Annotated in this window: 25 protein-coding genes, 1 tRNA gene and 1 pseudogene; 18 read left to right on the top strand and 9 right to left on the bottom strand. The window is 71.7% G+C overall.

What is annotated here, in order from left to right:
* The first annotated feature begins 19 nt into the window (after positions 1–19).
* From ACFWUQ_RS00330 to ACFWUQ_RS00315, 4 genes are read left to right on the top strand one after another with little or no spacing between them, the layout of a single operon-like run.
* Positions 20–526 (top strand): flavin reductase family protein, encoded by a 507-nt coding sequence (locus ACFWUQ_RS00330; RefSeq protein ID WP_384531124.1) that lies wholly within the window; start codon positions 20–22, stop codon positions 524–526.
* 3 nt (positions 527–529) lie between these two features.
* A complete protein-coding gene (locus ACFWUQ_RS00325) occupies positions 530–1,423 on the top strand; it encodes an EamA family transporter (protein WP_384531123.1) in 894 nt (297 codons plus the stop codon).
* Between the two features lie 34 nt (positions 1,424–1,457).
* The gene (locus ACFWUQ_RS00320; protein WP_384531122.1) at positions 1,458–1,718 is read left to right on the top strand and encodes a hypothetical protein; all 261 of its coding nucleotides are present in this window, start codon (positions 1,458–1,460) and stop codon (positions 1,716–1,718) included.
* A gap of 35 nt (positions 1,719–1,753) precedes the next feature.
* A complete protein-coding gene (locus tag ACFWUQ_RS00315) occupies positions 1,754–2,359 on the top strand; it encodes a hypothetical protein (RefSeq protein WP_384531121.1) in 606 nt (201 codons plus the stop codon).
* Positions 2,360–2,365: 6 nt separating this feature from the next.
* On the opposite strand, the gene ACFWUQ_RS00310 is transcribed toward ACFWUQ_RS00315, so the two are convergent.
* Positions 2,366–2,899, bottom strand: coding sequence for a GNAT family N-acetyltransferase (locus tag ACFWUQ_RS00310; protein WP_384531120.1), 534 nt, complete (start codon positions 2,897–2,899; stop codon positions 2,366–2,368).
* 141 nt (positions 2,900–3,040) lie between these two features.
* Between ACFWUQ_RS00310 and ACFWUQ_RS00305 the strand changes: the two genes are divergently transcribed.
* Positions 3,041–3,520 (top strand): MarR family winged helix-turn-helix transcriptional regulator, encoded by a 480-nt coding sequence (locus ACFWUQ_RS00305; RefSeq protein WP_384531119.1) that lies wholly within the window; start codon positions 3,041–3,043, stop codon positions 3,518–3,520.
* A 124-nt stretch (positions 3,521–3,644) separates the two neighbouring features.
* Positions 3,645–4,220, top strand: coding sequence for a LysM peptidoglycan-binding domain-containing protein (locus tag ACFWUQ_RS00300; RefSeq protein ID WP_384531118.1), 576 nt, complete (start codon positions 3,645–3,647; stop codon positions 4,218–4,220).
* Between the two features lie 97 nt (positions 4,221–4,317).
* Here the strand turns inward: ACFWUQ_RS00300 and ACFWUQ_RS00295 are convergent, their stop codons facing one another.
* The gene (locus ACFWUQ_RS00295) at positions 4,318–5,028 is read right to left on the bottom strand and encodes a DUF5324 family protein (protein ID WP_384531340.1); all 711 of its coding nucleotides are present in this window, start codon (positions 5,026–5,028) and stop codon (positions 4,318–4,320) included.
* A 174-nt stretch (positions 5,029–5,202) separates the two neighbouring features.
* Between ACFWUQ_RS00295 and ACFWUQ_RS00290 the strand changes: the two genes are divergently transcribed.
* Positions 5,203–5,730: a peptidylprolyl isomerase gene (locus ACFWUQ_RS00290; protein ID WP_384531339.1), complete on the top strand. Its 528-nt coding sequence runs from the start codon at positions 5,203–5,205 to the stop codon at positions 5,728–5,730.
* A gap of 131 nt (positions 5,731–5,861) precedes the next feature.
* Positions 5,862–6,737 (top strand): rhomboid family intramembrane serine protease, encoded by an 876-nt coding sequence (locus ACFWUQ_RS00285; protein WP_384531117.1) that lies wholly within the window; start codon positions 5,862–5,864, stop codon positions 6,735–6,737.
* Between the two features lie 115 nt (positions 6,738–6,852).
* Here the strand turns inward: ACFWUQ_RS00285 and crgA are convergent, their stop codons facing one another.
* Positions 6,853–7,107 (bottom strand): cell division protein CrgA, encoded by a 255-nt coding sequence (gene crgA, locus ACFWUQ_RS00280; RefSeq protein ID WP_384531116.1) that lies wholly within the window; start codon positions 7,105–7,107, stop codon positions 6,853–6,855.
* A gap of 91 nt (positions 7,108–7,198) precedes the next feature.
* Between crgA and ACFWUQ_RS00275 the strand changes: the two genes are divergently transcribed.
* The 6 genes and pseudogenes from ACFWUQ_RS00275 (at position 7,199) to ACFWUQ_RS00250 (ending at position 11,207) form a co-directional block, all read left to right on the top strand.
* On the top strand, positions 7,199–7,972 hold the full coding sequence (locus ACFWUQ_RS00275) for a DUF881 domain-containing protein (protein ID WP_384531115.1): 774 nt from the start codon (positions 7,199–7,201) through the stop codon (positions 7,970–7,972).
* The gene (locus tag ACFWUQ_RS00270) at positions 7,944–8,693 is read left to right on the top strand and encodes a class E sortase (protein WP_384531114.1); all 750 of its coding nucleotides are present in this window, start codon (positions 7,944–7,946) and stop codon (positions 8,691–8,693) included. The genes ACFWUQ_RS00275 and ACFWUQ_RS00270 overlap by 29 nt, the downstream gene beginning before the upstream one ends.
* 51 nt (positions 8,694–8,744) lie before the next feature.
* Entirely contained in the window at positions 8,745–8,960 is a 216-nt protein-coding gene (locus ACFWUQ_RS00265) for a hypothetical protein (protein WP_384531358.1), read from the top strand.
* Positions 8,957–9,595, top strand: coding sequence for an aminodeoxychorismate/anthranilate synthase component II (locus ACFWUQ_RS00260; protein ID WP_384531113.1), 639 nt, complete (start codon positions 8,957–8,959; stop codon positions 9,593–9,595). Before ACFWUQ_RS00265 ends, ACFWUQ_RS00260 begins: the two co-directional genes overlap by 4 nt.
* Positions 9,596–9,735: 140 nt before the next feature.
* Positions 9,736–10,416 (top strand): annotated as a pseudogene (locus ACFWUQ_RS00255) (class E sortase); the annotation flags it as partial.
* A 44-nt stretch (positions 10,417–10,460) separates the two neighbouring features.
* Entirely contained in the window at positions 10,461–11,207 is a 747-nt protein-coding gene (locus ACFWUQ_RS00250; RefSeq protein ID WP_384531112.1) for a class E sortase, read from the top strand.
* A 129-nt stretch (positions 11,208–11,336) separates the two neighbouring features.
* On the opposite strand, the gene pknB is transcribed toward ACFWUQ_RS00250, so the two are convergent.
* The 6 genes from pknB to ACFWUQ_RS00220 form a co-directional block, all read right to left on the bottom strand.
* Positions 11,337–13,373 (bottom strand): Stk1 family PASTA domain-containing Ser/Thr kinase, encoded by a 2,037-nt coding sequence (gene pknB / locus ACFWUQ_RS00245; protein WP_384531111.1) that lies wholly within the window; start codon positions 13,371–13,373, stop codon positions 11,337–11,339.
* Between the two features lie 183 nt (positions 13,374–13,556).
* Positions 13,557–15,023: a peptidoglycan D,D-transpeptidase FtsI family protein gene (locus tag ACFWUQ_RS00240; RefSeq protein WP_384531110.1), complete on the bottom strand. Its 1,467-nt coding sequence runs from the start codon at positions 15,021–15,023 to the stop codon at positions 13,557–13,559.
* A complete protein-coding gene (locus ACFWUQ_RS00235) occupies positions 15,020–16,444 on the bottom strand; it encodes an FtsW/RodA/SpoVE family cell cycle protein (protein WP_384531109.1) in 1,425 nt (474 codons plus the stop codon). Before ACFWUQ_RS00235 ends, ACFWUQ_RS00240 begins: the two co-directional genes overlap by 4 nt.
* Positions 16,445–16,475: 31 nt before the next feature.
* Positions 16,476–17,936, bottom strand: coding sequence for a PP2C family protein-serine/threonine phosphatase (locus ACFWUQ_RS00230; protein WP_384531108.1), 1,461 nt, complete (start codon positions 17,934–17,936; stop codon positions 16,476–16,478).
* A 144-nt stretch (positions 17,937–18,080) separates the two neighbouring features.
* Positions 18,081–18,581, bottom strand: coding sequence for an FHA domain-containing protein (locus ACFWUQ_RS00225; RefSeq protein WP_384531107.1), 501 nt, complete (start codon positions 18,579–18,581; stop codon positions 18,081–18,083).
* A 10-nt stretch (positions 18,582–18,591) separates the two neighbouring features.
* Positions 18,592–19,428, bottom strand: a complete 837-nt coding sequence (locus ACFWUQ_RS00220; protein WP_384531106.1) for an FhaA domain-containing protein — start codon at positions 19,426–19,428, stop codon at positions 18,592–18,594.
* Between the two features lie 293 nt (positions 19,429–19,721).
* Here ACFWUQ_RS00220 and ACFWUQ_RS00215 point away from each other — a divergent pair.
* The 4 genes from ACFWUQ_RS00215 to ACFWUQ_RS00200 all read left to right on the top strand — a co-directional run bounded on the left by ACFWUQ_RS00215 (position 19,722) and on the right by ACFWUQ_RS00200 (position 23,886).
* Positions 19,722–19,804 (top strand) — tRNA-Leu (locus ACFWUQ_RS00215).
* A gap of 265 nt (positions 19,805–20,069) precedes the next feature.
* The gene (locus ACFWUQ_RS00210) at positions 20,070–21,761 is read left to right on the top strand and encodes a histidine kinase (protein WP_384531105.1); all 1,692 of its coding nucleotides are present in this window, start codon (positions 20,070–20,072) and stop codon (positions 21,759–21,761) included.
* 8 nt (positions 21,762–21,769) lie between these two features.
* On the top strand, positions 21,770–22,429 hold the full coding sequence (locus tag ACFWUQ_RS00205; RefSeq protein WP_384531104.1) for a response regulator: 660 nt from the start codon (positions 21,770–21,772) through the stop codon (positions 22,427–22,429).
* Positions 22,430–22,485: 56 nt separating this feature from the next.
* Entirely contained in the window at positions 22,486–23,886 is a 1,401-nt protein-coding gene (locus ACFWUQ_RS00200) for a DUF2252 domain-containing protein (RefSeq protein WP_384531103.1), read from the top strand.
* The last annotated feature ends 44 nt before the right edge of the window (positions 23,887–23,930 follow it).

Genomic DNA, 23,930 nt, shown 5'->3' with positions numbered 1-23,930 from the left:
TGAGGAAACCGTGACCGTAATGGCCCCGCACGCATCGACCCCCGTGGACGGCGACACCTTCCGCGCGGCGATGTCCCTGCTCGCCGCTCCGCTGACCGTCGTCACCACCGTGGACGGCCGCGGCACCCGCAAGGGTTTCACCGCCTCGGCGGTGACCTCGGTGTCGCTGGACCCGCCGCTGATCCTGGTCGGCCTGTCCAACGACTCCAGTTGCCGGGCCGCGCTCACCGAGGCGGAGGGCTTCGTCGTCAACCTGCTCGGGGTCCAGCACACCGCGGTGGCACGGCAGTTCGCCTCCCGGAACACCGACCGGTTCGCCGGTCTCGACTTCGACGGGTGGCCCGGCAGCGGTCTGCCCTACCTGGCCGACGCGTCCGCGGTGCTCCACTGCCGCACCGCGGACCTGCTCCCGGTCGGGGACCACCAGCTCCTCATCGGCGAGGTGACCGGCGTCCGCGTGCACGGCGACGCCGGCCCCCTGCTGTGGCACCGCCGGGCGTTCCACTCCGCGATCGCGGTGGGGTGAGCCGTGAAGGGCCGCCACATCGCCCTCGCCGTGCTGATCTGCGCGATCTGGGGCGTCAACTTCTCGGTGATCAAGATCGGCCTGCAATCGGTCGACCCGTTCGTCCTGGCGGGCATCCGCTTCGCGCTCTGCGCCTTCCCGGCGGTGCTGTTCATCCGCCGGCCCGACGTGCCCTGGCGCCTGCTCGCCGGGTACGGGCTGGTCTTCGGCGTGGGCCTGTGGGGCGTGGTCAACCTGGGCGTGCACGTGGGGCTCTCCGCGGGGATCGCCTCGCTCGTGCTCCAGTCCAGCGCCTTCTTCACCGTCTTCCTCGGCGCCCTGGTGTTCCGGGAGCGGCTGACGGGCTTCCAGTTCGCGGGCGCCGCGGTCGCCCTGGTGGGGCTGGTCTGCGTCGTGTTCATCACCGACGGCAGCGTCACCCTGGCCGGGCTCGGCCTGGTCCTGTTCGGCGCCGCGGCCTGGAGCGGGGCCAATGTCATCCTCAAGAAGGCCGGTCCCCGCGACGTCCTCGGATTCCTGGTGTGGTCCTGCGTCTTCGCCCCGATCCCGCTCTTCACCCTCGGGCTGCTGACCAACGGCACCGCCGGATACACCGAGCTGCCCTCGCAGTTGGGCCCGACCGCCGTCGCCTCGATCCTCTTCCAGGTCTACCCGAACACCCTGTTCGCGTACTGGATGTGGAACTGGCTCCTCAAGGAGTACCCGGTCTCCACGGTCGCCCCGTTGTCGCTGCTCGTTCCGGTCTTCGGCATCAGCGGGTCGATGGTGCTGTTCGGGGAGCACCTGTCCGTACTGAAGTCGCTGGCCCTCGTCCTGATGGTGGCCGGTCTCGTCGTCGGCCTGTACGGCGCCCGGATCAGCACCGCCCCGTTCCCGTTCCGTCGTGCGCGAGCCTGAACCCGCGCCGCGGCCGTACCCCCTGGAGGAAAAGATGTCTTCGTACGTACCGAACCGGCCGGTGCCGACGATGATCCCCGGAGTGGTGGACGGGAGCATGGGCCTGTCCGCCGACGCCGAGGGCAATCTCTCCTTCCACGTCTCGCTGCGCGACAGCGGCGACTACGTCGAGCTGATCCTGACCGAGGAGCACGCCCGGCTGCTCGGCGCCCAGCTCGTCGCCGCGCGGCCGGACGACTCCTTCCTCGCGCCCTGCTCGGTGGGTGTCCGCCTGGTCGCGCCCGCCCGGATGTGATGGCCGGGTGGGACGCGCCCTGTCCCTCCGGTGCGGTGCACGTCTGGTACGGCGCCGGGGAGGCGGGGGGCTACCGCGAGGACCTCGCCCTGCTGGGGCGGGAGGAGAAGCTGCGCGGGGCCCGGATCGCCAGGGACGACGAGCGGTCCTGGTTCATCGCGGCCCGCGCGGGCACCCGTCGCGCCCTGGCCGAACACCTGCGGGTCGGTCCGGAGCGGATCGGGCTGCACTGGGACCCGGCGAGCGACTTCCGCGCCGCGCTGCTGACGGTCGGCCCCGGCGCGCGGCCGCTGGCGGTGGCCACCGTGCACCACGCCCGCCGCTGGCTGCTCGCTCTCGCCCCGGACGGCCCGCTCGCGCTGTCGATGGCGGCGGCCGGCGAACTCCCGCGCGCGGCCGACCGGTTGCGGGCCGACGCCCGCCGGGTGGCCGCCGCCCGGGCCCGGCACCTGGCGGGTGCCGCCTTCGTGGTGCGGGACCTGCCCGCCCACGGACCGGCGGCGGTCGCGCTCGCACGCCCCGCCGGCACGGGTACCGTCCACTGCCACGGCCTGGTGCTGGCCACCTTCGTGGCCCCTCCCGCGTGCCGGCCCCACGATGGGACCCGGCAGGGCGGCGACGGCACCCGGCAGGGCGGCTGAGCCGTCTCAGCGGGGCTGGAGATCGATCCAGTAGCGCCGCTTGGGGCCGATCAAGGTCTCCCGGACGTCCTCCAGGACCCCGCCGTTGTGCTCGATCGTGCGTACCGAGGCCTCGTTGTCCGGGTCACAGGTCAGCAGCACCCGGTCCATCCCGCGGATCCGCGCCTCGTACAGCACCTCGCGCAGCGCCCAGGTGGCCAGGCCGCGCCGGCGGGCCGAGGGCCGGACGCTGTAGCCGATGTGGCCTCCCGCGTCGAGGAGGAAGGCGTTCAGGTAGTGGCGCAGGTCGACGGAGCCGAGGTAGGTGTCGCCGTCGGCGATCCACCAGTAGGTGGCGGGGACCCGGCCGGGCTCGACGGGGGCCGTGCGGTCCGAGCACCCGCGCAGCCACTCCACCCAGGCTCCGAAGCCCTCCGGGTCGTCCACGTCGTCCTGGGCGCCGAGCCCGCTGCCGTCCATGTGGGCGTCGTCGCCCCATTCGGCGCGCGCGGCGGTCCAGGAGGGGTACAGCCGGGCGGTGGGGGTGATGAGCTCGGGCATGTCCCGGACGCTACCAGGAGGCCCGGTTCGGTCCCGGGGGTCGATGTTTCACGTGAAACATTCACGTGGCCGCCGGAGTGACCGTAATAGATGATTTCTGTGCAGACTATTTCGTTCGGACTCAATGGCTAGGCTGAGGTCATGACTGCCATGGCGCCCGCCCGCACCGAGCCCGACCTCTCCTTCCTCCTGGACCACACGAGCCATGTGCTGCGCACCCGGATGGCGGCGGCCCTCGGCGAGATCGGGCTCACCGCCCGGATGCACTGCGTCCTCGTCCACGCTCTGGAGGAGGAGCGCACCCAGATCCAGCTCGCGGAGATCGGGGACATGGACAAGACGACGATGGTCGTCACCGTGGACGCCCTGGAGCGGGCCGGGCTCGCCGAGCGCCGCCCTTCCGCCACCGACCGCCGGGCGCGCGTCATCGCCGTCACCGAACAGGGTGCGGCCGTGGCCGCGCGGAGCACGCGCATCGTCGACCAGGTCCACGCCGACGCCCTCGCCTCCCTCACCGCCGCCGACCGCACCGCCCTGCTGCGCGTCCTCGGCCTCCTCGCCGGGGGCGACCTGGGGGTCCCCTCGGACACCCCCCGGCCCGCGCGCCGCGCCCGGCAGTGAGCGGCGCCCCCCGCGGCGCGGGTCCCTCGGACGGACCCGTCGCAGGGCCGTCCGGGGCCCCGTGTCCGACAGTGGGACGAGGGGCACCGAGCCCCGCGGCACCACACGCCGGAGGCGTACAGACATGGGACTCTTCGACTTCCTGAAGTCCGACAGGCACAAGGCGCACGAGGGCGCGGAGAAGGCCCCGGAGCAGAACCAGCAGCAGGCGACGGCCGGATCGGCCGCCGCCACGAACACCGCGTCCGACGCCGCGTCGGCCACCCGGGCGGCCGCCGAGCGGATGGCGGCCGCGGCCCCGCCCAAGCCGGCGCCCCCGTCCAAGCCGTCCCCCGCGCCTCCCAAGCCGTCCCCCGCGACCCCGACCCCGGCATCGGCCGCGCACAAGGCTGTTCCCGCCACCCCCAAGCCCGCCGCCGTGCCGCCGAGGACCGCGGCGGCCGCCACGAGGCCCGGCGCGCCGCACACCCCGACCCCGGCGTCGGCCGCGCACAAGGCGGTTCCGGCGGCCCCCAAGCCGGCCGCCCCCGCCGCGAAGCGCACGTACACGGTCAAGGCCGGGGACTCCCTCGCCGCGATCGCCCGCCGGGAGCTCGGCAACGAGGGCCGCTGGCGCGAGCTCTACGCGGTGAACAAGGGTGTCGTCGGCCCCGATCCGAACCTCGTCCGACCGGGCACGGTCCTCCAACTCCCCGGCTGACCGGCGCCCGCCGACCCGCGCGCCCGGACATTCGAAGGGGCCCGGATCCTGATGGATCCGGGCCCCTTCGAATGCCGCGATCGCCGCGGGCGGAGGGTCAGAGCTGCTTGTCCTGCGTGCTCGTACCCGTGCCCGAGCCCGAATCGGCCTCGCGCTCCTTCTCCGCCAGTTCGTCGTCGAAGCTGGTCGTCCCGGCGTCGCGCGCCGGGAGTTCCGTGGCGGCCGGGGGCTCGACCAGCCAGTCCGGGTTCGACTGCTGGTCCCACCACCTCCACGCCGCGTAGGCCGCGCCCGCGATCACGCCGGCGATCGCGACACCGCGCAGGGCCCGGCCGCAGCGCGCCCTCCGCTCGTGGCGCCGCACCAGCCGCCGTACCTCCTTGGCGGTCACCTGGCCGCGCAGGGCGGCCAGCGCCGCCGTCGAGCGCGAAGCGGCCTCCTCGGCGACCGGGGTGGCCGCCGCGATGGCGCTCTCGATCCTCGGCTGCGTGTAGTCGGCCGCCTGCCGGGCGGCCCGGCGCGTCTGCTCGACCGCCTTCGTCGCGGCCCGGTCCACATTCGGCGGCACATGGGTGCGCGCCGACTTGAGCCGGGGGTGCAGATGGCAGTCGTAGGTCAGGCGGGCTTGCCGGGCGGCCTCGTTGGCCGCGTGCGACACCATGGGCGCCAGCCGCTCATTCGCCTCATGCGCGTAGTGAACCGCGGCATCCTTGGCGGATTCTGCGTACGGCGCCACCACTTCCGCCGCGTGTCGGACACTCTCCCTGGCGCTCTCGGCGGCCAGGCGTGCGCTGTCCTTGCGGGTCACGGGATCCTCCTCCTCGGTGGCGGACACAGTTCACCTTTCCACCCTTTGTCGGATCATGCCTGCCACCCCGCCGGGCGGCATGTGTGACAGGGCATACGGGTCAAGGATTTCTGTGCCGCGCAGCGCTCCGTGCGACTATCTGGACCGACAGTGATGACTATGGAAGGCAGATCCGTGGCCGAGAAGCTCTACGCCGTCCTGAAGACCACCAAGGGCGACATCGAGATCGAGCTGCTGGCGAACTTCGCCCCGAAGACCGTACGGAACTTCGTGGAGCTCGCCACGGGCGCCCGGGAGTGGACCCGTCCCACCGACGGGCAGAAGACCACGGACCCCCTCTACGACGGCACCGTCTTCCACCGCGTGATCAGCGGCTTCATGATCCAGGGCGGTGACCCGCTCGGGAACGGCACCGGTGGGCCGGGCTACCAGTTCGCCGACGAGTTCCACCCCGACCTCGCCTTCACCAAGCCCTACCTGCTCGCCATGGCCAACGCCGGCCCCGGCACCAACGGCTCGCAGTTCTTCATCACCGTCGCACCCACCGCCTGGCTGACGCGCAAGCACACCATCTTCGGCGAGATCACCGACGCGGCCAGCCGGAAGGTCGTGGACCACATCGCAGCCGCCCCCACCAATCCGCGCACCGAGCGCCCCCTGGACGACGTGGTCATCCAGTCCGTCGCCGTCGAGAAGCGCTGACCCAAGAACCTGACCCAAGAACCTGACCCGGGATCCCGACCCGGGAACCTTTCCGCCCCGCCCGTCCGTCCTGGATACATACCGGACCGGCGGGGCGCGCATCCCGGCCCCGCCGCTGATCGAGGGGACCGATGGACACCGACCGCCTGCCGGGCTGCTACCGCCACCCGGACCGCGACACGGGGATCAGCTGCACCCGTTGCGAGCGTCCCATCTGCCCCGAGTGCATGATCAGCGCCTCGGTCGGCTTCCAGTGCCCCGACTGCGTCCGCGAGGGGTCCGGCACGGGCCACCGTACGGGCGCGAACGCCCCGCGCACCGTCGCCGGCGGGGCGGTCGCCGCCGATCCCCAGCGCGTCACCAAGATCCTCATCGGCGTCAACGCCGCCGTGTTCCTCCTGGCGCAGATCGTGCCGTCCATCGTCCTGCCGCTGGAACTCCTCGGCCGGTACGCCCTCGCCTTCGGCGGCCCCGCCGAAGGGGTCTCCGCCGGTGAGTACCACCGCCTGCTGACCTCGGTGTTCCTGCACGTCGAGTGGTGGCACGTGATCGGCAACATGATCGGCCTGTGGGTGATCGGCGGTCCGCTGGAAGCGGCGCTGGGCCGGACCCGCTACCTCGCCGTCTACCTGCTGTCCGGACTGGGCGGCAGCGCGCTCGTCTACCTGCTGACCGCGCCCAACACTCCGACGCTGGGAGCGTCCGGAGCCGTCTTCGGCCTGCTCGGCGCCACCGTCGTCCTCGCCCGCCGGCTGCGGTACGAGATGCGGCCGGTGATCGTGATGGTCGTGCTGATGCTGTTCCTGACCTTCGTGCCGATCGGCGGCGGCCTCAATGTGTCCTGGCAGGCCCATGTGGGCGGTCTCGTCACGGGCGCGCTGGTCGCGCTGGGCATGCTCGCGCCCGCCACCGGCCGCAGGCGCGCGCTGATCCAGTGGGGGACCTGCGCGGCGGTGCTCCTGCTGGCGGCGGCGGTCGTCCTGGCACGTACGGCCGCACTCACCTGATCACACCGGCGTCAACTCTCCACAGAGTTATCCACAGATCTTCTGTCTTTTCCTCAGGTGTGGATGACGCTGTGGATAACTCTTGGGGAGAGCTTCCGTCAGGGGCGGATCAGTGCTACTTCCACTGCGTGGAGACACCGAACCCGGCGGCGATGAAGCCGAACCCGACCACGATGTTCCAGTTGCCCAGTGCCTCGACGGGCAGCTGGGTCTCGGTCACGTAGAAGACGACGATCCACGCCAGTCCGATCAGGAAGAGAGCCAGCATCACCGGGGCGACCCAGCTGCGGTTCGTCAGCCGGATCGCCTGGGGCTGCCTGGTCGTCGGCGGCGTGTAGTCGTCCTTCTTGCGGATACGTGACTTCGGCACGAGGGGCTCTCCTGTCGATGGGCTGGGGACGTTGCCTGCCCCGGGCGTCCGTTAGCGTAGTGGACCTGTGGCGTTGAAGGAGAAGGGTACGTTGAGCAATTCCGACGACTCCTCCGCGGGTCCCCGTCGCCGGGCCAGACCGGTCCGGCTGCTCACGGCCGCCGTCTTCGCCCTGGCCGGGCTGATCTTCGTCACCAGCTTCAACACTTCCAAGGGTACGAACATCCGGACGGACGCCTCACTCCTCAAGCTCTCCGACCTGATCCAGGAGCGCAGCCACGACAACGCCGCGCTGGAGCAGAGCACCGGAGCACTGCGCGGCCGGGTCGACGCACTCGCCGAGCGCGACGACGGCAGGACCAAGGCCGAGGACGCCCGCATGGCCGCCCTGCGGACGGCCTCCGGTACCGAGGAGCTGTCCGGGAAGGGCCTGACGGTCACCCTCAACGACGCCCCGCCGAACGCGACCGCCCGCATCCCCAACGTGCCCGAGCCGCAGCCCAACGACCTCGTGATCCACCAGCAGGACCTCCAGGCTGTGGTGAACGCCCTGTGGCAGGGCGGCGCCGAGGGCATCCAGGTCATGGACCAGCGGCTGATCTCCACGAGCGCGGTGCGCTGCGTCGGCAACACCCTGATCCTCCAGGGCCGGGTGTACTCGCCCCCGTACAAGGTCTCGGCCGTCGGCGACCCGGGCGCGCTGCGCAAGGCCCTCGCCGCCTCCCCCGCGCTGCAGAACTACCAGCTGTACGTGAACGCGTACGGCCTCGGCTGGAAAGTGGACGAGCACAGGGCGCTGACACTTCCGGGCTACTCCGGCACAGTGGACCTCCACTATGCGAAGCCGGTGGAACCGACCCCCTGAGCGGGCCCGCGCCGACGCCGTACTGCGCCTGGTGGTGCGGACGTCGAGCGAGCTGTGCCTGACGGCGGGCACGGTGATCCTGCTGTTCGTGGCCTACGTCCTGCTGTGGACCGGGGTCAAGGCCGACCGGGCCATGGACGACGAGCGGGCCCGGCTGCGCGACACCTGGTCGGCTGCGGCCCCGGCCGCCGCCCCGCAGACCGTCCCGCCCGCCACCGCTCCCTCGCCGCCGCCCGCCGCCGCCCCTCTCCCCGAGGGCCGCGCCTTCGCCGAGATGTACGTACCGCGCTTCGGCCGGGACTGGGTCAAGCCCGTCCTGGAGGGCACCGGCACCGAACTGCTGAAGAAGGGGCTCGGCCACTACCCCGGCACCGCCCGCCTCGGCGCCACCGGCAACTTCTCGGTGGCCGGCCACCGGCGTACGTACGGAGACCCCTTCAAGGACTTCCCCGAGCTGCGCTCCGGGGACGCCGTGATCCTCAAGGACGCGACGGCCTGGTACACGTACACCGTCCGGGGCGGGCCCCTGCGCACGCTGCCCACCGATGTCGCGGTCGTCGACCCGGTGCCGCGGAAGTCACCCTTCACCGGCCCCGGCCGGTACCTGACGCTGACCACCTGCGACCCCGAGTGGGGCCACAGCCACCGGCTGGTCGTCTGGGCGGAACTCACCGGGACCCGGGTCGTGGGGCAGGGCAGGCCCGAGGGTTTGCCCGGGTGACCCTCCCCGCCGGGCCGCTGCCTCTAGTCTGTTGGCGTACCGCCCCCCGCGGTGCGTGGGACGATCGTGGACGAAGGGGAGCAAGGCGGCATGTACGGCTGGATCTGGCGGCATCTGCCGGGCAACGCGTGGCTGCGCGCGCTGATCTCGCTCGTACTCGCCCTCGCGGTGGTGTTCGTGCTGTTCCAGTACGTCTTCCCCTGGGCCGAGCCGCTCCTCCCGTTCAACGACGTGACGGTGGACGAGGGATCGGGAGTCACTCCGTGAGCGCGCGCATTCTGGTTGTGGACAACTACGACAGCTTTGTCTTCAACCTGGTCCAGTACCTCTACCAGCTCGGCGCCGAGTGCGAGGTGCTGCGCAACGACGAGGTCGAGCTCTCGCACGCGCAGGACGGCTTCGACGGGGTGCTGCTGTCCCCGGGCCCGGGGACGCCGGAGGAGGCGGGCGTCTGCGTCGACATGGTCCGGCACTGCGCGGAGACCGGTGTCCCGGTCTTCGGTGTGTGCCTCGGCATGCAGTCGATGGCCGTCGCGTACGGCGGGGTCGTGGGCCGGGCGCCCGAGCTGCTGCACGGCAAGACCTCGCCCGTCGTCCACGGCGGCCTCGGGGTGTTCGCGGGCCTGCCCTCGCCGTTCACCGCCACCCGCTACCACTCGCTGGCCGCCGAGCCGCTGACCCTGCCGGACGCGCTGGAGGTCACCGCGCGGACCGAGGACGGGATCATCATGGGCCTGCGCCACCGGGAGCACGACGTGGAGGGTGTGCAGTTCCACCCCGAGTCCGTGCTGACCGAGTGGGGCCACCGGATGCTCGCGAACTGGCTGGTGCGCTGCGGTGACGCGGGTGCCGTGGAGCGCTCGGTGGGGCTGGCCCCGGTGGTGGGCAGGGCCGTCGCGTGACCGCCGTCGCGCCGTCCGCGCCCACGGAGGGCCGGGCCGCGCGGCGCAGGGCGGCGCAGGAGGCCGCCAAGCGGGCCGCCCGACACTCGCGCAGGCGCGGCGGGCGGCGGCGCAGGAGGCCGGCGTCGGGCGGCCCGGTGGTCGTCGCCAGCCGGCTGGCCGGAGAGCTGTTCATCACACTGGGCCTGGTGATGCTGCTGTTCGTCGCCTACCAGCTCTGGTACACGAACCTGCTGGCGGAGCGTACGGCGAGCGGGGCCGCGGGCTCCCTGCGCCAGACATGGGAGCGGGAGCCGGACGGCGCCGCCCCGGCCCCCGCGGTGACCGCCTTCGAACCGGGGCAGGGCTTCGCGATCCTGCACATCCCGAAGCTGGATGTGAAGGTGCCGGTGGCGGAGGGGATCAGCAAGCCCAAGGTGCTGGACCGGGGCCTGGTCGGGCACTACTCCGAGGGCGCCCTGAAGACGGCGATGCCGGCGGACGCGAAGGGCAACTTCGCGGTGGCGGGCCACCGCAACACGCACGGGGAGCCGTTCCGCTTCATCAACCGGCTGGTGCCCGGGGACCCCGTCGTGGTCGAGACGCGGGACGCGTACTACACGTACGAGATGACCTCGTCGCTGGCGCAGACCCCGCCGACGAACGTGGCGGTGCTGCGGCCGGTGCCGGAGGGCTCGGGCTTCACAACCGAGGGCCGGTACATCACCCTGACCACCTGCACCCCGGAGTTCACCAGCACCTACCGGATGATCGTATGGGGCAGGATGACCGACGAACGCCCCCGCAGCCAGGGCCCGCCGCCCGCGCTGACCAGCCCGTAGCAGCCCCGCAGCAGCACGAAGCAGCCACGAAGGACGAACCAGCAGTGTCCCGCGCCCGCCGCCGTCCCGACGCCGCCCGACCCGCGAGCCGCACTCTGCTCGCCGGGTTCCTGAGCCTGCTGGGCGAGGTGCTGATCACGGTGGGCCTGGTGCTCGCCCTGTTCGTGGCCTACTCGCTGTGGTGGACGAACGTCATCGCCGACCGCCAGGCGTCGCAGCGGGGCGAACAGGTACGCCGCCAGTGGCTGGCCCCCTCCCCCGCCGAACCGGCCGGGTCCGCCGCGCCGGGCGCGCCGGGCGCCCTCGACACCCAGGACGGCGTCGGCTTCCTGCACGTACCGGCGATGCGCGACGACGAGGTGCTGGTGAAGCGCGGCACCACCCCGGAGATCCTGAACGACGGCGTGGCCGGGTACTACACGGAGCCGGTGAAGTCCGCGCTGCCGTGGGACGAGAAGGGCAACTTCTCGCTCGCCGCGCACCGCGACGGCCACGGCGCCGTGTTCCACCACATCGACAAGATCCGCGCCGGCGACGCGATGGTCTTCGAGACGAAGGACACCTGGTACGTGTACAAGGCCTTCGCCGAGCTGCGCCAGACCTCGAAGTACAACGTGGACGTCATCAGCCCCGTTCCGAAGGAGTCGGGGCGCACCGCCCCGGGCCGCTTCATCACGCTGACGACCTGCACGCCCGTCTACACCTCGAAGTACCGCTACATCGTCTGGGGCGAGCTGGTCCGGACCGAGAAGGTGGACGCGAGGCGCACCCCGCCGGTGGAGCTGCGCTGACGTCCGGTGCTCGCGGCCCCGGGAAGGGCCCTGCGGCCGCCTGTGAGGCCCTACGGAAGTGGCCCGGACCCCCAGGAGGGTCCGGGCCACTTCCGCGTGCGTGCGGGCCGGGCGGGCTGAGCGGCGCGGTCAGCGGCGGTTGCCGCCGGTCAGGCCTCCGAAGATGCCGGCGCCGCCGTTGTTGTTGCCGCCGTCCTGCTGGCCGCCCGCCACGGTGTGGACGTTGACGACCTGGCCCGTGTTGACCGGCGAGCCGGCCGGCGGGTCCGAGAACAGCACCTTCGCGTTGTCGTCGCTCGGGCCCGAGAGCGCCGCGCCGAAGGACAGGTTGGCCCGCCGCAGCTCGTCCTTCGCCTGGCCGACGGTCTTGCCCGTCAGGTTCGGGACCTGCGTCTGCTGAGCGGCCTTCGAGACGGTGATGTTCACCGTCTTGCCCACCTCGATCTGCTCACCGGGCTGGTACTGCTGCTGGATGACCGTCTTCGGCGGCGCCCCGGGGGACTCCACCTCCGTGGTGCTGCCGAGCTTCAGCTTGGCCTCGGTGAGGAGCTTGGCCGCCTCGTCCCGCGTCTTGCCGAGGAGGCTCGGGACCTGCGCCTTGGACTGCTCCTTGGCCACGCTCAGAGTGACCAGGTCGCCCTTCTTCGCCTCGGTGCCGGCCTTGGGGTTCTGCTCCAGGACGATGCCGGGCGTCCGCTCGGACTCCACCAGCTTGCGCTCGACCTGGAACCCCTTGTCCTTCAGGGCCTTCTCCGCCGCGTCGTACTGCGTGTTCAGCACGTCGATGACCGGCACGGGGGCCGAGCCGGAGGAGATCTGCACCGTGACGGTCGAATCCTTGTCGACCTTGCTGTCCGGCACCGGGTCCTGCTTGCAGACGTTGCCCTTGGGCTGCTCGTCGCAGACGACGTCGCCGCCCTTGACGACCTTGAGACCGACGTTGAGGCCGTTCTGCTGCGCCTGCTCCAGGGTCGACCCGATGAACCGGGGAACGGTGGGCCGGTTGTCGGCCCCCCCGTTGAACAGGGCGCGGCCGATGAGGATCGCGCCGACCAGGACGAGGATGCCGGCCGCCACGAGCATGATCGTGGACGCCTTGCTCTTCTTCTGGCGGCGGTGCGGGCCCTGGTCGTAGCCGCCGTGGCCCTGGTCGCCGTACCCGTATCCGCCGTCGCCCGGGGGCATCGGCGCCATCATCGAGGTCTGGCCCGCCTCGGTGGCGCGCAGCGCGGTGGTCGGGGCGTCGTACCCCTGGTGCCCGTAGCCGTGTCCCTGGTCGGGGTAGCCGTAGCCGGCCGCGCCCATGGAGGCGGTGGCGGCCACGGGCTGGCCGTCGAGGCAGGCCTCGATGTCGGCGCGCATCTCGTCGGCGGACTGGTAGCGGTAGTCGGGGTCCTTGACCAGCGCCTTGAGGACGATGGCGTCCATCTCGGGCGTGATCTCGGGGTCGAAATTCGACGGCGGCTGCGGCTCTTCCCGTACGTGCTGGTAGGCGACGGCCACGGGGGAGTCGCCGACGAACGGGGGCCGCACGCTGAGCAGCTCGTAGAGCAGGCAGCCCGCCGAGTAGAGGTCGGACCGCGCGTCGACCTGCTCGCCCTTGGCCTGCTCCGGGGAGAGGTACTGGGCGGTGCCGATGACGGCGGCGGTCTGGGTCATGGTCATGCCGGAGTCGCCCATGGCGCGGGCGATGCCGAAGTCCATGACCTTGACCTGGCCGGTGCGGGTGAGCATGACGTTGGCGGGCTTGATGTCGCGGTGCACGATGCCGGCGCGGTGGGAGTACTCCAGGGCCTGCAGGATCCCGGTGGTCATCTCCAGGGTGCGCTCGGGCAGCAGCTTGCGGCCGGAGTGCAGCAGTTCGCGCAGGGTCGACCCGTCGACGTACTCCATCACGATGTAGGGGATGGAGATGTTGTCGACGTAGTCTTCGCCGGTGTCGTAGACGGCGACGATCGCCGGATGGTTCAGCGACGCGGCCGACTGGGCCTCGCGCCGGAACCGGGCCTGGAAGGACGGGTCGCGGGCGAGATCGGCGCGCAGGGTCTTGACGGCGACGGTACGGCCGAGCCGGGTGTCGTGGGCGAGGTAGACCTCGGCCATGCCACCGCGGCCGAGCACGTGGCTCAGCTCGTACCGGCCGCCGAGGCGACGCGGCTCTTCCATAACGTTGCAGCCCTCTCCGTCAGTCCCGACCGCACCTGTGTGTGGTCCGGCGGTGTGCTGTTCGCGCAAAGGCTACCGGCCGATCGCCGGTGATCGGTTCGCGGCCACAGGCTGATACAGGACCGGTACCGTACGCTCCGATCCGGGCGGGAGCAGTGAGGTGCGCCACCCCGCTCCGGCCGGTCATCCCTTGTTGCTCAGCACGGCTTCCATGACCGCCTTCGCCACGGGGGCGGCCAGGCCGCCGCCGCTGATGTCGTCGCGGCTCGCGTCGCTGTCCTCGATGACGACGGCCACGGCCACGGGCGAGGAGCGGTCCGGGTTCTCGGCGTAGGAGATGAACCAGGCGTACGGGCGCTTCTTGTTGCCCTCGCCGTGCTGGGCGGTGCCGGTCTTGCCGCCGACCGTCACGCCGTTGATCCTGGCCTTGCCGCCGGTGCCCTTGTCGACGACGTTGACCATCATCTGCTGGATCTTCTGGGCGTTGTCGGCCGTGAGGGGCCGGCTCATCTCCTGCGGGGAGTGCTTCTCGATGATGTCGAGGTTGGGCGAGGTGAGGTGGTCGACCATGTACGGCTTCATCAGCTTGCCGTCGTTGGCGATGGCGGCGGTGACCATGGCCATCTGCAGCGGCGTGGCGGCGGTGTTGAACTGCCCGATGGAGCTCTGGGCGTTGCCGTCCGCGCCCATCTTCTTGTCGTAGACGCTGGCGAAGGCCCGGACCGGGGTGTCGATCTTGTCGTTGTTGAAACCGAACTTCTCCGCGGTCGACACCATGTTGTCGCGGGTGACCTTGTGGCCCAGGTTCGCGAAGACGGAGTTGCAGGAGACCCGCATCGCCTCGTTGAGGGAGGCCTCCTTGCACCCGGAGGCGTGGTTGATCATCTCGGTCTTGGTGCCGGGCAGGAAGTACGGGTCCGGGGTGTCCGTCGGGTCGTCGATGTTCTTGACGACGCCGTGCTCCAGCGCGGCGGCGGCGGTGACGACCTTGAAGGTGGAGCCCGGCGGGTAGGTCTCGCGCAGGGCGCGGTTGACCAGGTTCTTGTCCTCGCTGTCCTTGAGCTCGACCCAGGCCTTCTCGTCGTCCTTGGAGTTGCCGGCGAAGCGCGAGGGGTCGTACGAGGGGGTCGAGACCAGGGCGAGGATGGCGCCGGTGCGCGGGTCGATCGCGACGGCCGCGCCCTTCTTCTTGCCGAGCGCCTCGAATGCGGCCTTCTGGGCTGCCGGGTTCAGGGTGGTGACGACGTTGCCGCCCTGCTTCTGCTCGCCCGTGAACATGCCGATGGTGCGGTCGAAGAACAGCCGGTCGTCGTTGCCGGTGAGGATGCCGTCTTCGAGGGACTCCAGCTGCGTGGCGCCGAAGGCCTGCGAGGCGTACCCGGTGACGGGGGCCCAGAGGGGCCCGTCGATGTAGGTCCGCTTGTACTTGTAGTCGCTGCCGTCGGTCTCCGCGGAGCCCGTGATCGGGTTGCCGCCCTTGACGATGATGTTGCCGCGCTCGGTGGCGTACTGGGCGATCTGGACCCGGCGGTTCTCCTTGCGGGTGCTGAGGTCCTCGGCCTGCACGTACTGCAGCCAGTTGGTGCGCACCAGCAGCGCGAGGACGAGCAGCCCGCAGAACAGGGAGATGCGGCGCAGGGGCTTGTTCATGACGGGCGGACCACCTGGGTCATCTCGGAGTCGGGGGACGGCGCGGGGGCCGGGGCGGGTCGGCGTGCGGTGTCGCTGATCCGGATGAGGATCCCGATGAGGGCCCAGTTCGCGAGGACGGAGGAGCCGCCCGACGCCAGGAACGGCATGGTCATGCCGGTGAGGGGGATGAGGCCCATCACACCGCCGGCGACCACGAAGATCTGCAGCGCGAAGGCGCCGGAGAGGCCGATGGCGAAGAGCTTGCCGAACGGGTCGCGGGCGGCGAGGGCGGTGCGGACGCCGCGTTCGATGATGAGCCCGTAGATCAGCAGGAAGGCCATCACACCGGTGAGCCCGAGTTCCTCGCCGACGGTGGAGAAGATGAAGTCGGAGTTGGCGGCGAATCCGATGAGGTCGGAGTTGCCCTGGCCCCAGCCGGCGCCGAGGACCCCGCCCGAGCCGAAGCTCATGATCGACTGGCCGACCTGCTCGCAGGCGCCCGAGGTGGTGTAGCAGCCGAAGGGGTCGAGCCAGGCGTTGACACGTGCCTGGACGTGGCTGGCGAACGAGGCCACGACGACGGCGCCGCCGACCGACATCAGCAGGCCGATGACGATCCAGCTGGTCCGCTCGGTCGCCACGTACAGCATGATCACGAACATGCCGAAGAAGAGCAGCGAGGTGCCGAGGTCGTTCTCGAAGACCAGGATCAGCAGGCTCATCGCCCAGATCATCAGGATGGGGCCGAGGTCGCGGCCGCGCGGCAGGTAGAGCCCCATGAAGCGGCGGCTGGCCAGGGCCAGGGCGTCGCGCTTGACCATCAGGTAGCCGGCGAAGAAGACCGCGATGACGATCTTCGCGAACTCGCCGGGCTGGATGGAGAAGCCGCCGACGCTGATCCAGATCTTGGCGCCGAAGACGTCGGCGCCCAGTCCCGGGATGACGGGCAGGATCAGCAGGATGAGCGCGGCGACCATGGAGATGTACGTGAAGCGCTGCAGGACGCGGTGGTCCTTGAGGATCAGCAGGACGCCCGCGAACAGGGCGATGGCCAGCGCCGTGTAGAGCATCTGGTTGGGCGCGGAGGGGGAGAAGGCGCCGAAGGACCGCTTGGCGAGGTTCTGCAGCCGCTCGGACTGGTCGAGCCGCCAGATCAGGACCACGCCGAGTCCGTTGAGCAGGGTCGCCAGCGGCAGCAGCAGCGGGTCCGCGTACTTGGCGTACCGGCGCACGACCAGGTGCGCGATGCCGGCGAGCGCGGCGTAGCCGAGCCCGTACGTGAACATGCCGGGCGGCAGCTTGCCGTCGATCGCGAGGCCCACGTTGGCGTAGGCGAAGATCGGGATGACCACGGCGAAGCCGAGCAGCATCAGCTCGGTGTTCCGCCGGCTCGGCAGCTCGATGGCGCCGATGGTGGTCGTGTTGGTGACAACGCTCATGGTGTGGCAGGCCCCCTGTGCCCGCGGGTGTCTACTGCTTTCCGCACAGGCCGACCACTTGCTGCTCCTCGGGAGTCAGCGCGGGGCCGGGTGTTTGGCTGTTCTGCGCCTCGGCGTCACGGCGTTCCTGGTCCTTCTTGCAGGCGGAGACCTGGACGCCGAGCTTGTCGATCTTCACGCGGGCGCCGTCCAGGGTGCCTTCGCCGATAGTGGCCCGGACCTGCTTCAGCTGGAAGGGCGGCAGGTACTTCAGTTCGATGTCGGGGCGGTCGGTCTCCACCTTGGACAGCTCCAGCGGGCCGAGCTTCTGGCTGATGCCGCGGAAGAGTGCGACGTGGTCGCCCTTCACGCCGACGTAGAACTGGGTCTGGGTCCAGCGCCAGCCGGCGTACAGGCCGCCGCCGATGACACCGGCGACGAGCAGGAGGGTCAGCGTACGCGTCGTCCACTTGCGCCCTTTGCTGCGGCGCCGGCGGGGGTGGTCGTACGTGTCCTCGTAGCCGGGGTCGGCGTCGTAGCCCTCGGCCTCGCCGAAGCTGCCGTACCCGCCGCCCTGGCCCTGGTCGGAGTAGCCGTAACCGGGGGCGTCACCGCTGCCGGGGGGGCCGAAGGCGCCGGCGGGCGGGGGGGCCTGGCGGCCGAGTCCCGAGGCGCGGCCGGCCGGGGTCTGCATGGCGTTGCCGCCGTCGAAGAGCTGGTGCTGGTTCTCCGCGACCGCGCCGACGACGACCGGGGTGTCGCTGACCTGGGCGGCGAGGGTGTCGCCGCTGTCCGTGTCGAGCACGTCCGCGACGATGCAGGTGATGTTGTCGGGTCCGCCGCCGCGCAGGGCGAGCTGGATCAGGGCCTGCACGGTCTCGCGCGGGCCGTGGTAGTCGGCGAGGGTCTCCTCCAGGGTCTGGTGGGAGACGACGCCGGACAGCCCGTCGGAGCAGATGAGGTAGCGGTCGCCGGGCCGGACCTCGCGGATCGAGAGGTCGGGTTCGACGATGTCGCCGCTGCCCAGCGCGCGCATCAGCAGGGAGCGCTGCGGGTGGGTGGTGGCTTCCTCTTCGGTGATGCGGCCCTCGTCGACGAGGCGCTGCACCCAGGTGTGGTCCTGGGTGATCTGGGTCAGGACGCCGTCGCGCAGCAGGTAGGCGCGCGAGTCGCCGACGTGCACGAGCCCGAGGCGCTGACCGGTCCACAGGAGGGCGGTCAGGGTGGTGCCCATGCCCTCCAGCTGTGGGTCCTCCTCGACCATCGCGCGCAGCTGGTCGTTGGCGCGCTGCACGGCGACGCTCAGCGCGGTGAGGATGTCGGAGCCCGGGACGTCGTCGTCGAGCTGCACGAGGGTGGAGATCACCTCGGAGCTGGCGACCTCGCCCGCGGCCTGGCCGCCCATGCCGTCGGCGATCGCGAGGAGGCGGGGCCCGGCGTAGCCGGAGTCCTCGTTCCCCTCGCGGATCATGCCCTTGTGCGAACCGGCGGCGAACCGCAGGGACAGACTCATGCGCACCTGCCCTGTCGACGATGCCTCCGGGTACAACCGGTCTCGAGCCACACTGCCCACCCTCCGGTCGGGAGCGCGCGCGGGTCCGTGTCCCCGGTGGGACGGACCGCTGCGGCTCGCTCGCTCCGCTCGCTCATTCTCGTACTACTTCCGCAGCTCGATGACGGTCTTGCCGATGCGGATCGGGGCGCCCGGCGGAATGGGCGTCGGGGTGGTCAGCCGGTTCCGGTCGAGGTACGTGCCGTTGGTGGAGCCGAGGTCCTCGACGATCCACTGGCCGTCACGGTCGGGGTAGATCCTGGCATGGCGGCTGGACGCGTAGTCGTCGTCCAGCACGATCGTGGAGTCGTGCGCGCGGCCCAGCGTGATCGTCTGGCCCGCGAGGGCCACCGTGGTTCCCGTGAGGGTGCCCTCGGACACGACGAGCTTGGTCGGCGCACCACGGCGCTGGCGCTGCTGCGGAGGCGCGGCCGGGCGGCCCCCCGCCTGCTGCGGAGCGCCGGTGTTCCCGCCGCGGCGGGAGCCGCGCTGCGTCACTCTCGTTCCGAAGAGGTCGCTGCGGATGACCTGGACGGCCACGATGACGAACAGCCACAGAACGGCTAGGAAACCCAACCGCATGACCGTCAGGGTCAGCTCTGACATTGCCCCCGCTTCACCCTTCGGCTTGCCGGTAAATGATGGTCGTGCTGCCCACGACGATCCGCGAGCCGTCGCGGAGCGTAGCGCGGGTGGTGTGCTGCCCGTCCACCACGATGCCGTTGGTGGACCCGAGATCCTGGATCGTCGAGGGCGTTCCGGTCCGGATCTCACAGTGCCGGCGGGATACGCCGGGGTCGTCGATCCGCACGTCGGCTTCGGTGCTTCGGCCGAGTACGAGCGTCGGGCGCGAGATCTGGTGGCGGGTGCCGTTGATCTCGATCCAATGGCGCCGGGTGGCGCCCGAGGAGGCTACGGGAGGTAGTCCGACGGGAGCGCCGGCGGGTCGCCGCGCACCGGGCCCGGGACCGCCCGGAGGCGGACCGGGGGGCATCGGCGGGGCCCCGGTCGGGGGGTAGCCGTAGCCGCCCTGGCCGCCGCCCTGCTGCTGGCCCTGGGGGGCCGACGGCTGGGAGGTGCTGGAGGCGAGGGTGCGGCTGCGGACCCGGTAGAGGCCCGTGTCGAGGTCGTCGGCCTTCTCCAGGTGGACCTTGATGGGGCCCATGAAGCTGTAGCGCTGCTGCTTGGCGTAGTCGCGGACGAGGCCCGCGAGCTCGTCGCCGAGCTGCCCGGAGTAGGGGCTCAGCCGGTCGTAGTCGCCGGCGCTGAGCTCGACGATGAAGTCGTTGGGGACAACGGTCCGCTCGCGGTTCCAGATGGTGGCGTTGTTGTCGCACTCCCGCTGGAGGGCTCCGGCGATCTCCACCGGCTGGACCTCGGACTTGAACACCTTGGCGAAGGTGCCGTTCACCAGACCTTCGAGTCGCTGCTCGAACCGCTTCAGAACTCCCATGGGGCACCTCCTCCGTCGTTGTCGCCCTGTACTGCTTACTGATCGTATCCACGCGTGGCGGATTCGGCTGGTTCCCCATCGGTCCCGTGGCGAGGAGTGTTGGTCCTCACAAGCGATCGTAGGGGCGGTGCAGCAACAGTGTCCCGCACCGCGAGGGGAGTCCGGGAGGGGTGGTCCTCGACGGGGTCCGGGTGCCCCCGGAAAGCGATGTGATTCCACCTCCTGCGACGTGCTAATCTTTCGACGTCGCCAGGGGAACGGCCCGAAAGGGAAGATCCACTGGGGTGCTGCTCGGGCGAGTGGCGGAACGGCAGACGCGCTGGCTTCAGGTGCCAGTGTCCTTCGGGACGTGGGGGTTCAAATCCCCCCTCGCCCACAGAAACGAAACGGTCGTCATCGTGAAAACGGTGGCGGCCGTTTCGCGTTGGGGCGGTGCGGGCCGGGAGTCGGCCGGCGGGCCGGACCTCCGGTGCCGAAGCGGGCATCGAACCCGCGGCGCGGCGGGGGCAGTTCGGCCGGCGGCGACGGTCATCCGGCGGCCGTGCGCGCTCCTTCGGTGCCGGCGGCCGTCGACTTTCGTCGCGCGGGACGCGACGAAAGAGGGCAGTCCGGGGTCCTGCCCGGTGTCTAGGGTCGGTCGCGTGGATGCGAAGGCGAAGACGCGGGCGGGCTGGGACTGGCTGAAGGGGCCCGAGCCCTGGACCCGGCGGCGGGCGGCGGGCGACCTGCTGATCGCCGCCGTGCTCATCCTGCTGGGTCTGGGCGTCGAGGAACTCGACCACGGCTCCGGTGCGCGCATGCTGGCGAGCGCCGCAGTGGTGGTGGTGCTCACCCTGCTGCGGCGCCGGCTGCCGGCGGCGACCCTGGTCCTCGGCTCGGCGGCGGGCGCGTTCCTGCCCGGATCGTTCCTGGTGATGAGCCTGCTGGGATGGTCGGCGGGGTACCGGATCGTCGGGGTGGGCCGGGCCATGGCGGCCTTCACCGTGGCCTTCCTCGCGACGGTCGGCGGCAGCGTGATCGCCGAGGGGGCCGCCCTGCGCCCCGTGCTCATCATCGTGTTCAGCACGCTGATGTTCCTTGTGACGACCGTCATCCCGGGTCTGGCCAGCCGGTACTGGCACCAGCGCCGCACGCTGCTGAGCGCCCTCCAGGAGCGCAACGGGCAGCTGATGCGGGAGCGGGTCATGATCGCCGGGCAGGCGCGGCTGCGCGAGCGGCAGCGGATCGCCCAGGACATGCACGACAGCCTGGGCCACCAGCTGGCGCTGATCTCCGTCCACACGGGTGCCCTGGAAGTGGACCCGAAGCTGACCGACCGCCAGCGGGAGGCCGTGGGAGTGCTGCGCCAGGCCTCGGTGGCGGCGATGCACGAGCTGCGGGAGGTCGTCGGCATCCTGCGCGACGGCGTCGAGGCGCCGCTGCCCGCGGAGGAGGCGGCGCAGCCGGCGGCGCGCGGGGTCGCGGGGATCGCCGCCGTCGTCGAGGCGGCGCGCGGTGCGGGCACCGATGTGCGGCTGACCGCGTCGGGCCGGCCGAGGCCGCTGGTCGCGGCGTGCGACCACGCCGTGTACCGGATCGTGCAGGAGGCCCTGACGAACGCGTACAAGCACGCCCCGGGGGCGCCGATCACGGTGGAGCTGCGGTACGAGGACGACTCGCTCGTCGTGGAGATCGCCAACGGGCCGGCGGCCGGACCCGGGGCCGGCGAGGTGGTCTCGGGCGGTCAGGGGCTGACCGGGCTGCGCGAGCGGGCCCGGCTCGTCGGCGGGATGGTGCACGCCGGGGCCGCCGAGGACGGCGGCTTCCGGGTGGCCGGGGTGCTGCCGTACGGGGCGGAGCCGGCCGCCGCGCAGGAGGCGGCCGACGACTTCGGCCAGGGGGCCCGGAACCAGGCCCTCGGGCCGCGGGACGCCGCGCCGATGGACTGGGGCGTGGTGGACCGCGAGCTGGCCGTACCGGGGCGCAGCCGCGGCGGGGGCCTCGCGATCGGCTGCGGCATCGCCTTCGCCGCGGTGGTGGTGCTGGTGATCGCGCTCGTGGCCGGGGCGGTCCTGTTCGTGGGCTCGATGGGGAAGTCGATGATCGACCGCACGGAGTTCGAAGCCGTGCGGGTGGGCGAGACGGAGCCGGTGGTCCGCGACCGGCTGCCCGAGGGGGAGAGCATGCTGACCGGGGGAATGGACCGCAAGGGCCCGCCGAGGCCGGCGGGCTCGGACTGCCTCACCCTGTTGTCCAACGAGCCGTCGCGGAGCCTGACCACCGACACGGTTTTCCGGTTCTGCTTCGTGGACGGCAAGCTCGTGGACAAGCAGGCGTACGAGGTCGAGCAGTAGGAGCACGGGTGACAGCCAAGGTGATCCGCGTGGTGATCGCTGACGACGAGCCGTTGATCCGGGCCGGGATCAGGATGATCCTGACGTCGGCCCCGGACATCGAGGTCGTCGCGGAGGCGGCGAACGGCCGGGAGGCGGTGGACCTGGCCCGCGCCCACGCACCGGACGTGGTGCTGCTGGACATCCAGATGCCCGTGATGGACGGGCTGACCGCGCTCGGGGAGCTGGTGCGCACCCTGCCGGAGGCGCGGTCCCTGATCCTGACCACCTTCGGCGAGAAGGAGAACGTGCTGCGGGCCCTCGGGCAGGGCGGTGCCGGGTTCCTGCTCAAGGACTCCGCGCCCGGCGAGCTGATCGGCGCCGTCCGGGCGGCCGCGGCGGGGGACGCGTACCTCTCCCCGGGGGCGACCCGGCACGTGGTGGACCAGCTGGCGTCCGGCAGGGCCGCCGGGCGGGGCGAGGAGGCCCGGCGGCAGGTCGCGGAGCTGAGCGAGCGGGAGCGCGGGGTGCTGGCCCTGCTGGGCGAGGGCTTGTCGAACGCGGACGCGGGCCGGCGGCTGCACATGAGCGAGGCGACGGTGAAGACGTACGTGAGCCGGATCCTCGCCAAGCTGGGCTGCGAGAACCGCGTTCAGGCCGCGTTGCTGGCCAGGGACGCCGGGCTGTAGGTACGGTCAGCCCGATCTGGAGATCAGCGGACGGACGACGGGCGGGGGCGGCGCGGATGGCGACGGTTGCGGGACGGCGGATACCGGAGGTGGCGGGGTTCGCACCGCGCACGGCGGCGGGTTCGCCCCGGGCCGAGGGCAAGGCGCTGCGCGAGCGTGTGCCGCGCTCGGCCCACGCGCGCTTCGAGGCGCCGGCGGACCGTCCGGACGCGGTGCGGGCGGTGGAGGAGTCCAGCGCCGGCCGGGTCGCCGAGCTGGCGCCGATACGGGTGGGCCGGATGGCGGCGACCCCCTTCGCGTTCCTGCGCGGGGCGGCCGGGCTGATGGCGCACGACCTCTCCGGCGGACCGGTGACCGGCATCGGCGCGCAGATCTGCGGGGACGCGCACGCGGCCAACTTCGGGCTGTACGGGGACGCGCGCGGGCGGCTCGTGATCGATCTGAACGACTTCGACGAGACCGTGTTCGGCCCGTGGGAGTGGGACGTCAAGCGCCTGCTGACCTCGCTGGTGCTGGCCGGGCGGGTGTCCGGCGCGGACGAGGACGCCTGCCGCTCGGCGGCGCTGGACGCGATCGGGGCGTACCGGCGGACCGTGCGGCTGCTGGCCAAGCTCCCCGCGCTCGACGCGTGGAACGCCATCGCCGACGAGGAGCTGGTCTCCCACACCGATGCCCGGGACCTGATGGGCACGCTGGAGCGGGTCGCGGAGAAGGCCCGGAACAACACCTCCGCCCGGTTCGCCGCGAAGTCGACGGAGGCGACCGATGACGGCGGGCGGCGGTTCGTGGACGCGCTGCCCGTGCTGCGCCGGGTCGGGGACGGTGAGGCGGCGGCCGTGGCGGCCGCGCTGGGCCCGTACCTCGGGACGCTCCAGGGCGACCGGCTGCCGCTGCTGGCCCGGTACGCGATCCACGACGTCGCCTTCAGGGTGGTGGGCACCGGCAGTGTCGGTACCCGCTCGTACGTGGTGCTGCTGCTGGACCACCGGGGCGAGCCGCTGGTGCTCCAGGTGAAGGAGGCCCGGCCCTCGGTGCTGCTGCCGCACCTGCCCGCGCTGGGCTTCGCGTCGCCCGCGGAGGAGCACGAGGGGCGGCGGGTGGTGTTCGGGCAGAAGCGCATGCAGGTGGTGTCGGACAGCCTGCTGGGCTGGACCACGGTGGAGGGCCGGCCCTTCCAGGTGCGGCAGTTCCGCAACCGCAAGGGCAGCGTGGACCCGGCGGCGCTGGCTCCCGCGCAGCTGGACGACTACGCGCGGATGACCGGGGCCCTGCTGGCCCGGGCGCACGCGCATACCGCCGATCCCCGGCTGCTGGCCGGGTACTGCGGCAAGAACGAGGAGCTGGACGAGGCGATGGCCGCCTTCGCGGTGGCGTACGCCGACCGGACCGAGGCCGACCACGCCGACCTGCTCGCGGCGGTCCGGTCCGGCCGCATCGCGGCGGAGACGGGCGTCTGAGGGACCGCGCGGCGCCGGGCGGGGTGTTTCACGTGAAACACCGG

The sequence above is a fragment of the Streptomyces sp. NPDC058662 genome, assembly GCF_042716255.1.
Classification (GTDB): domain Bacteria; phylum Actinomycetota; class Actinomycetes; order Streptomycetales; family Streptomycetaceae; genus Streptomyces.
This window is presented reverse-complemented; position numbering and strand designations above follow the sequence as displayed.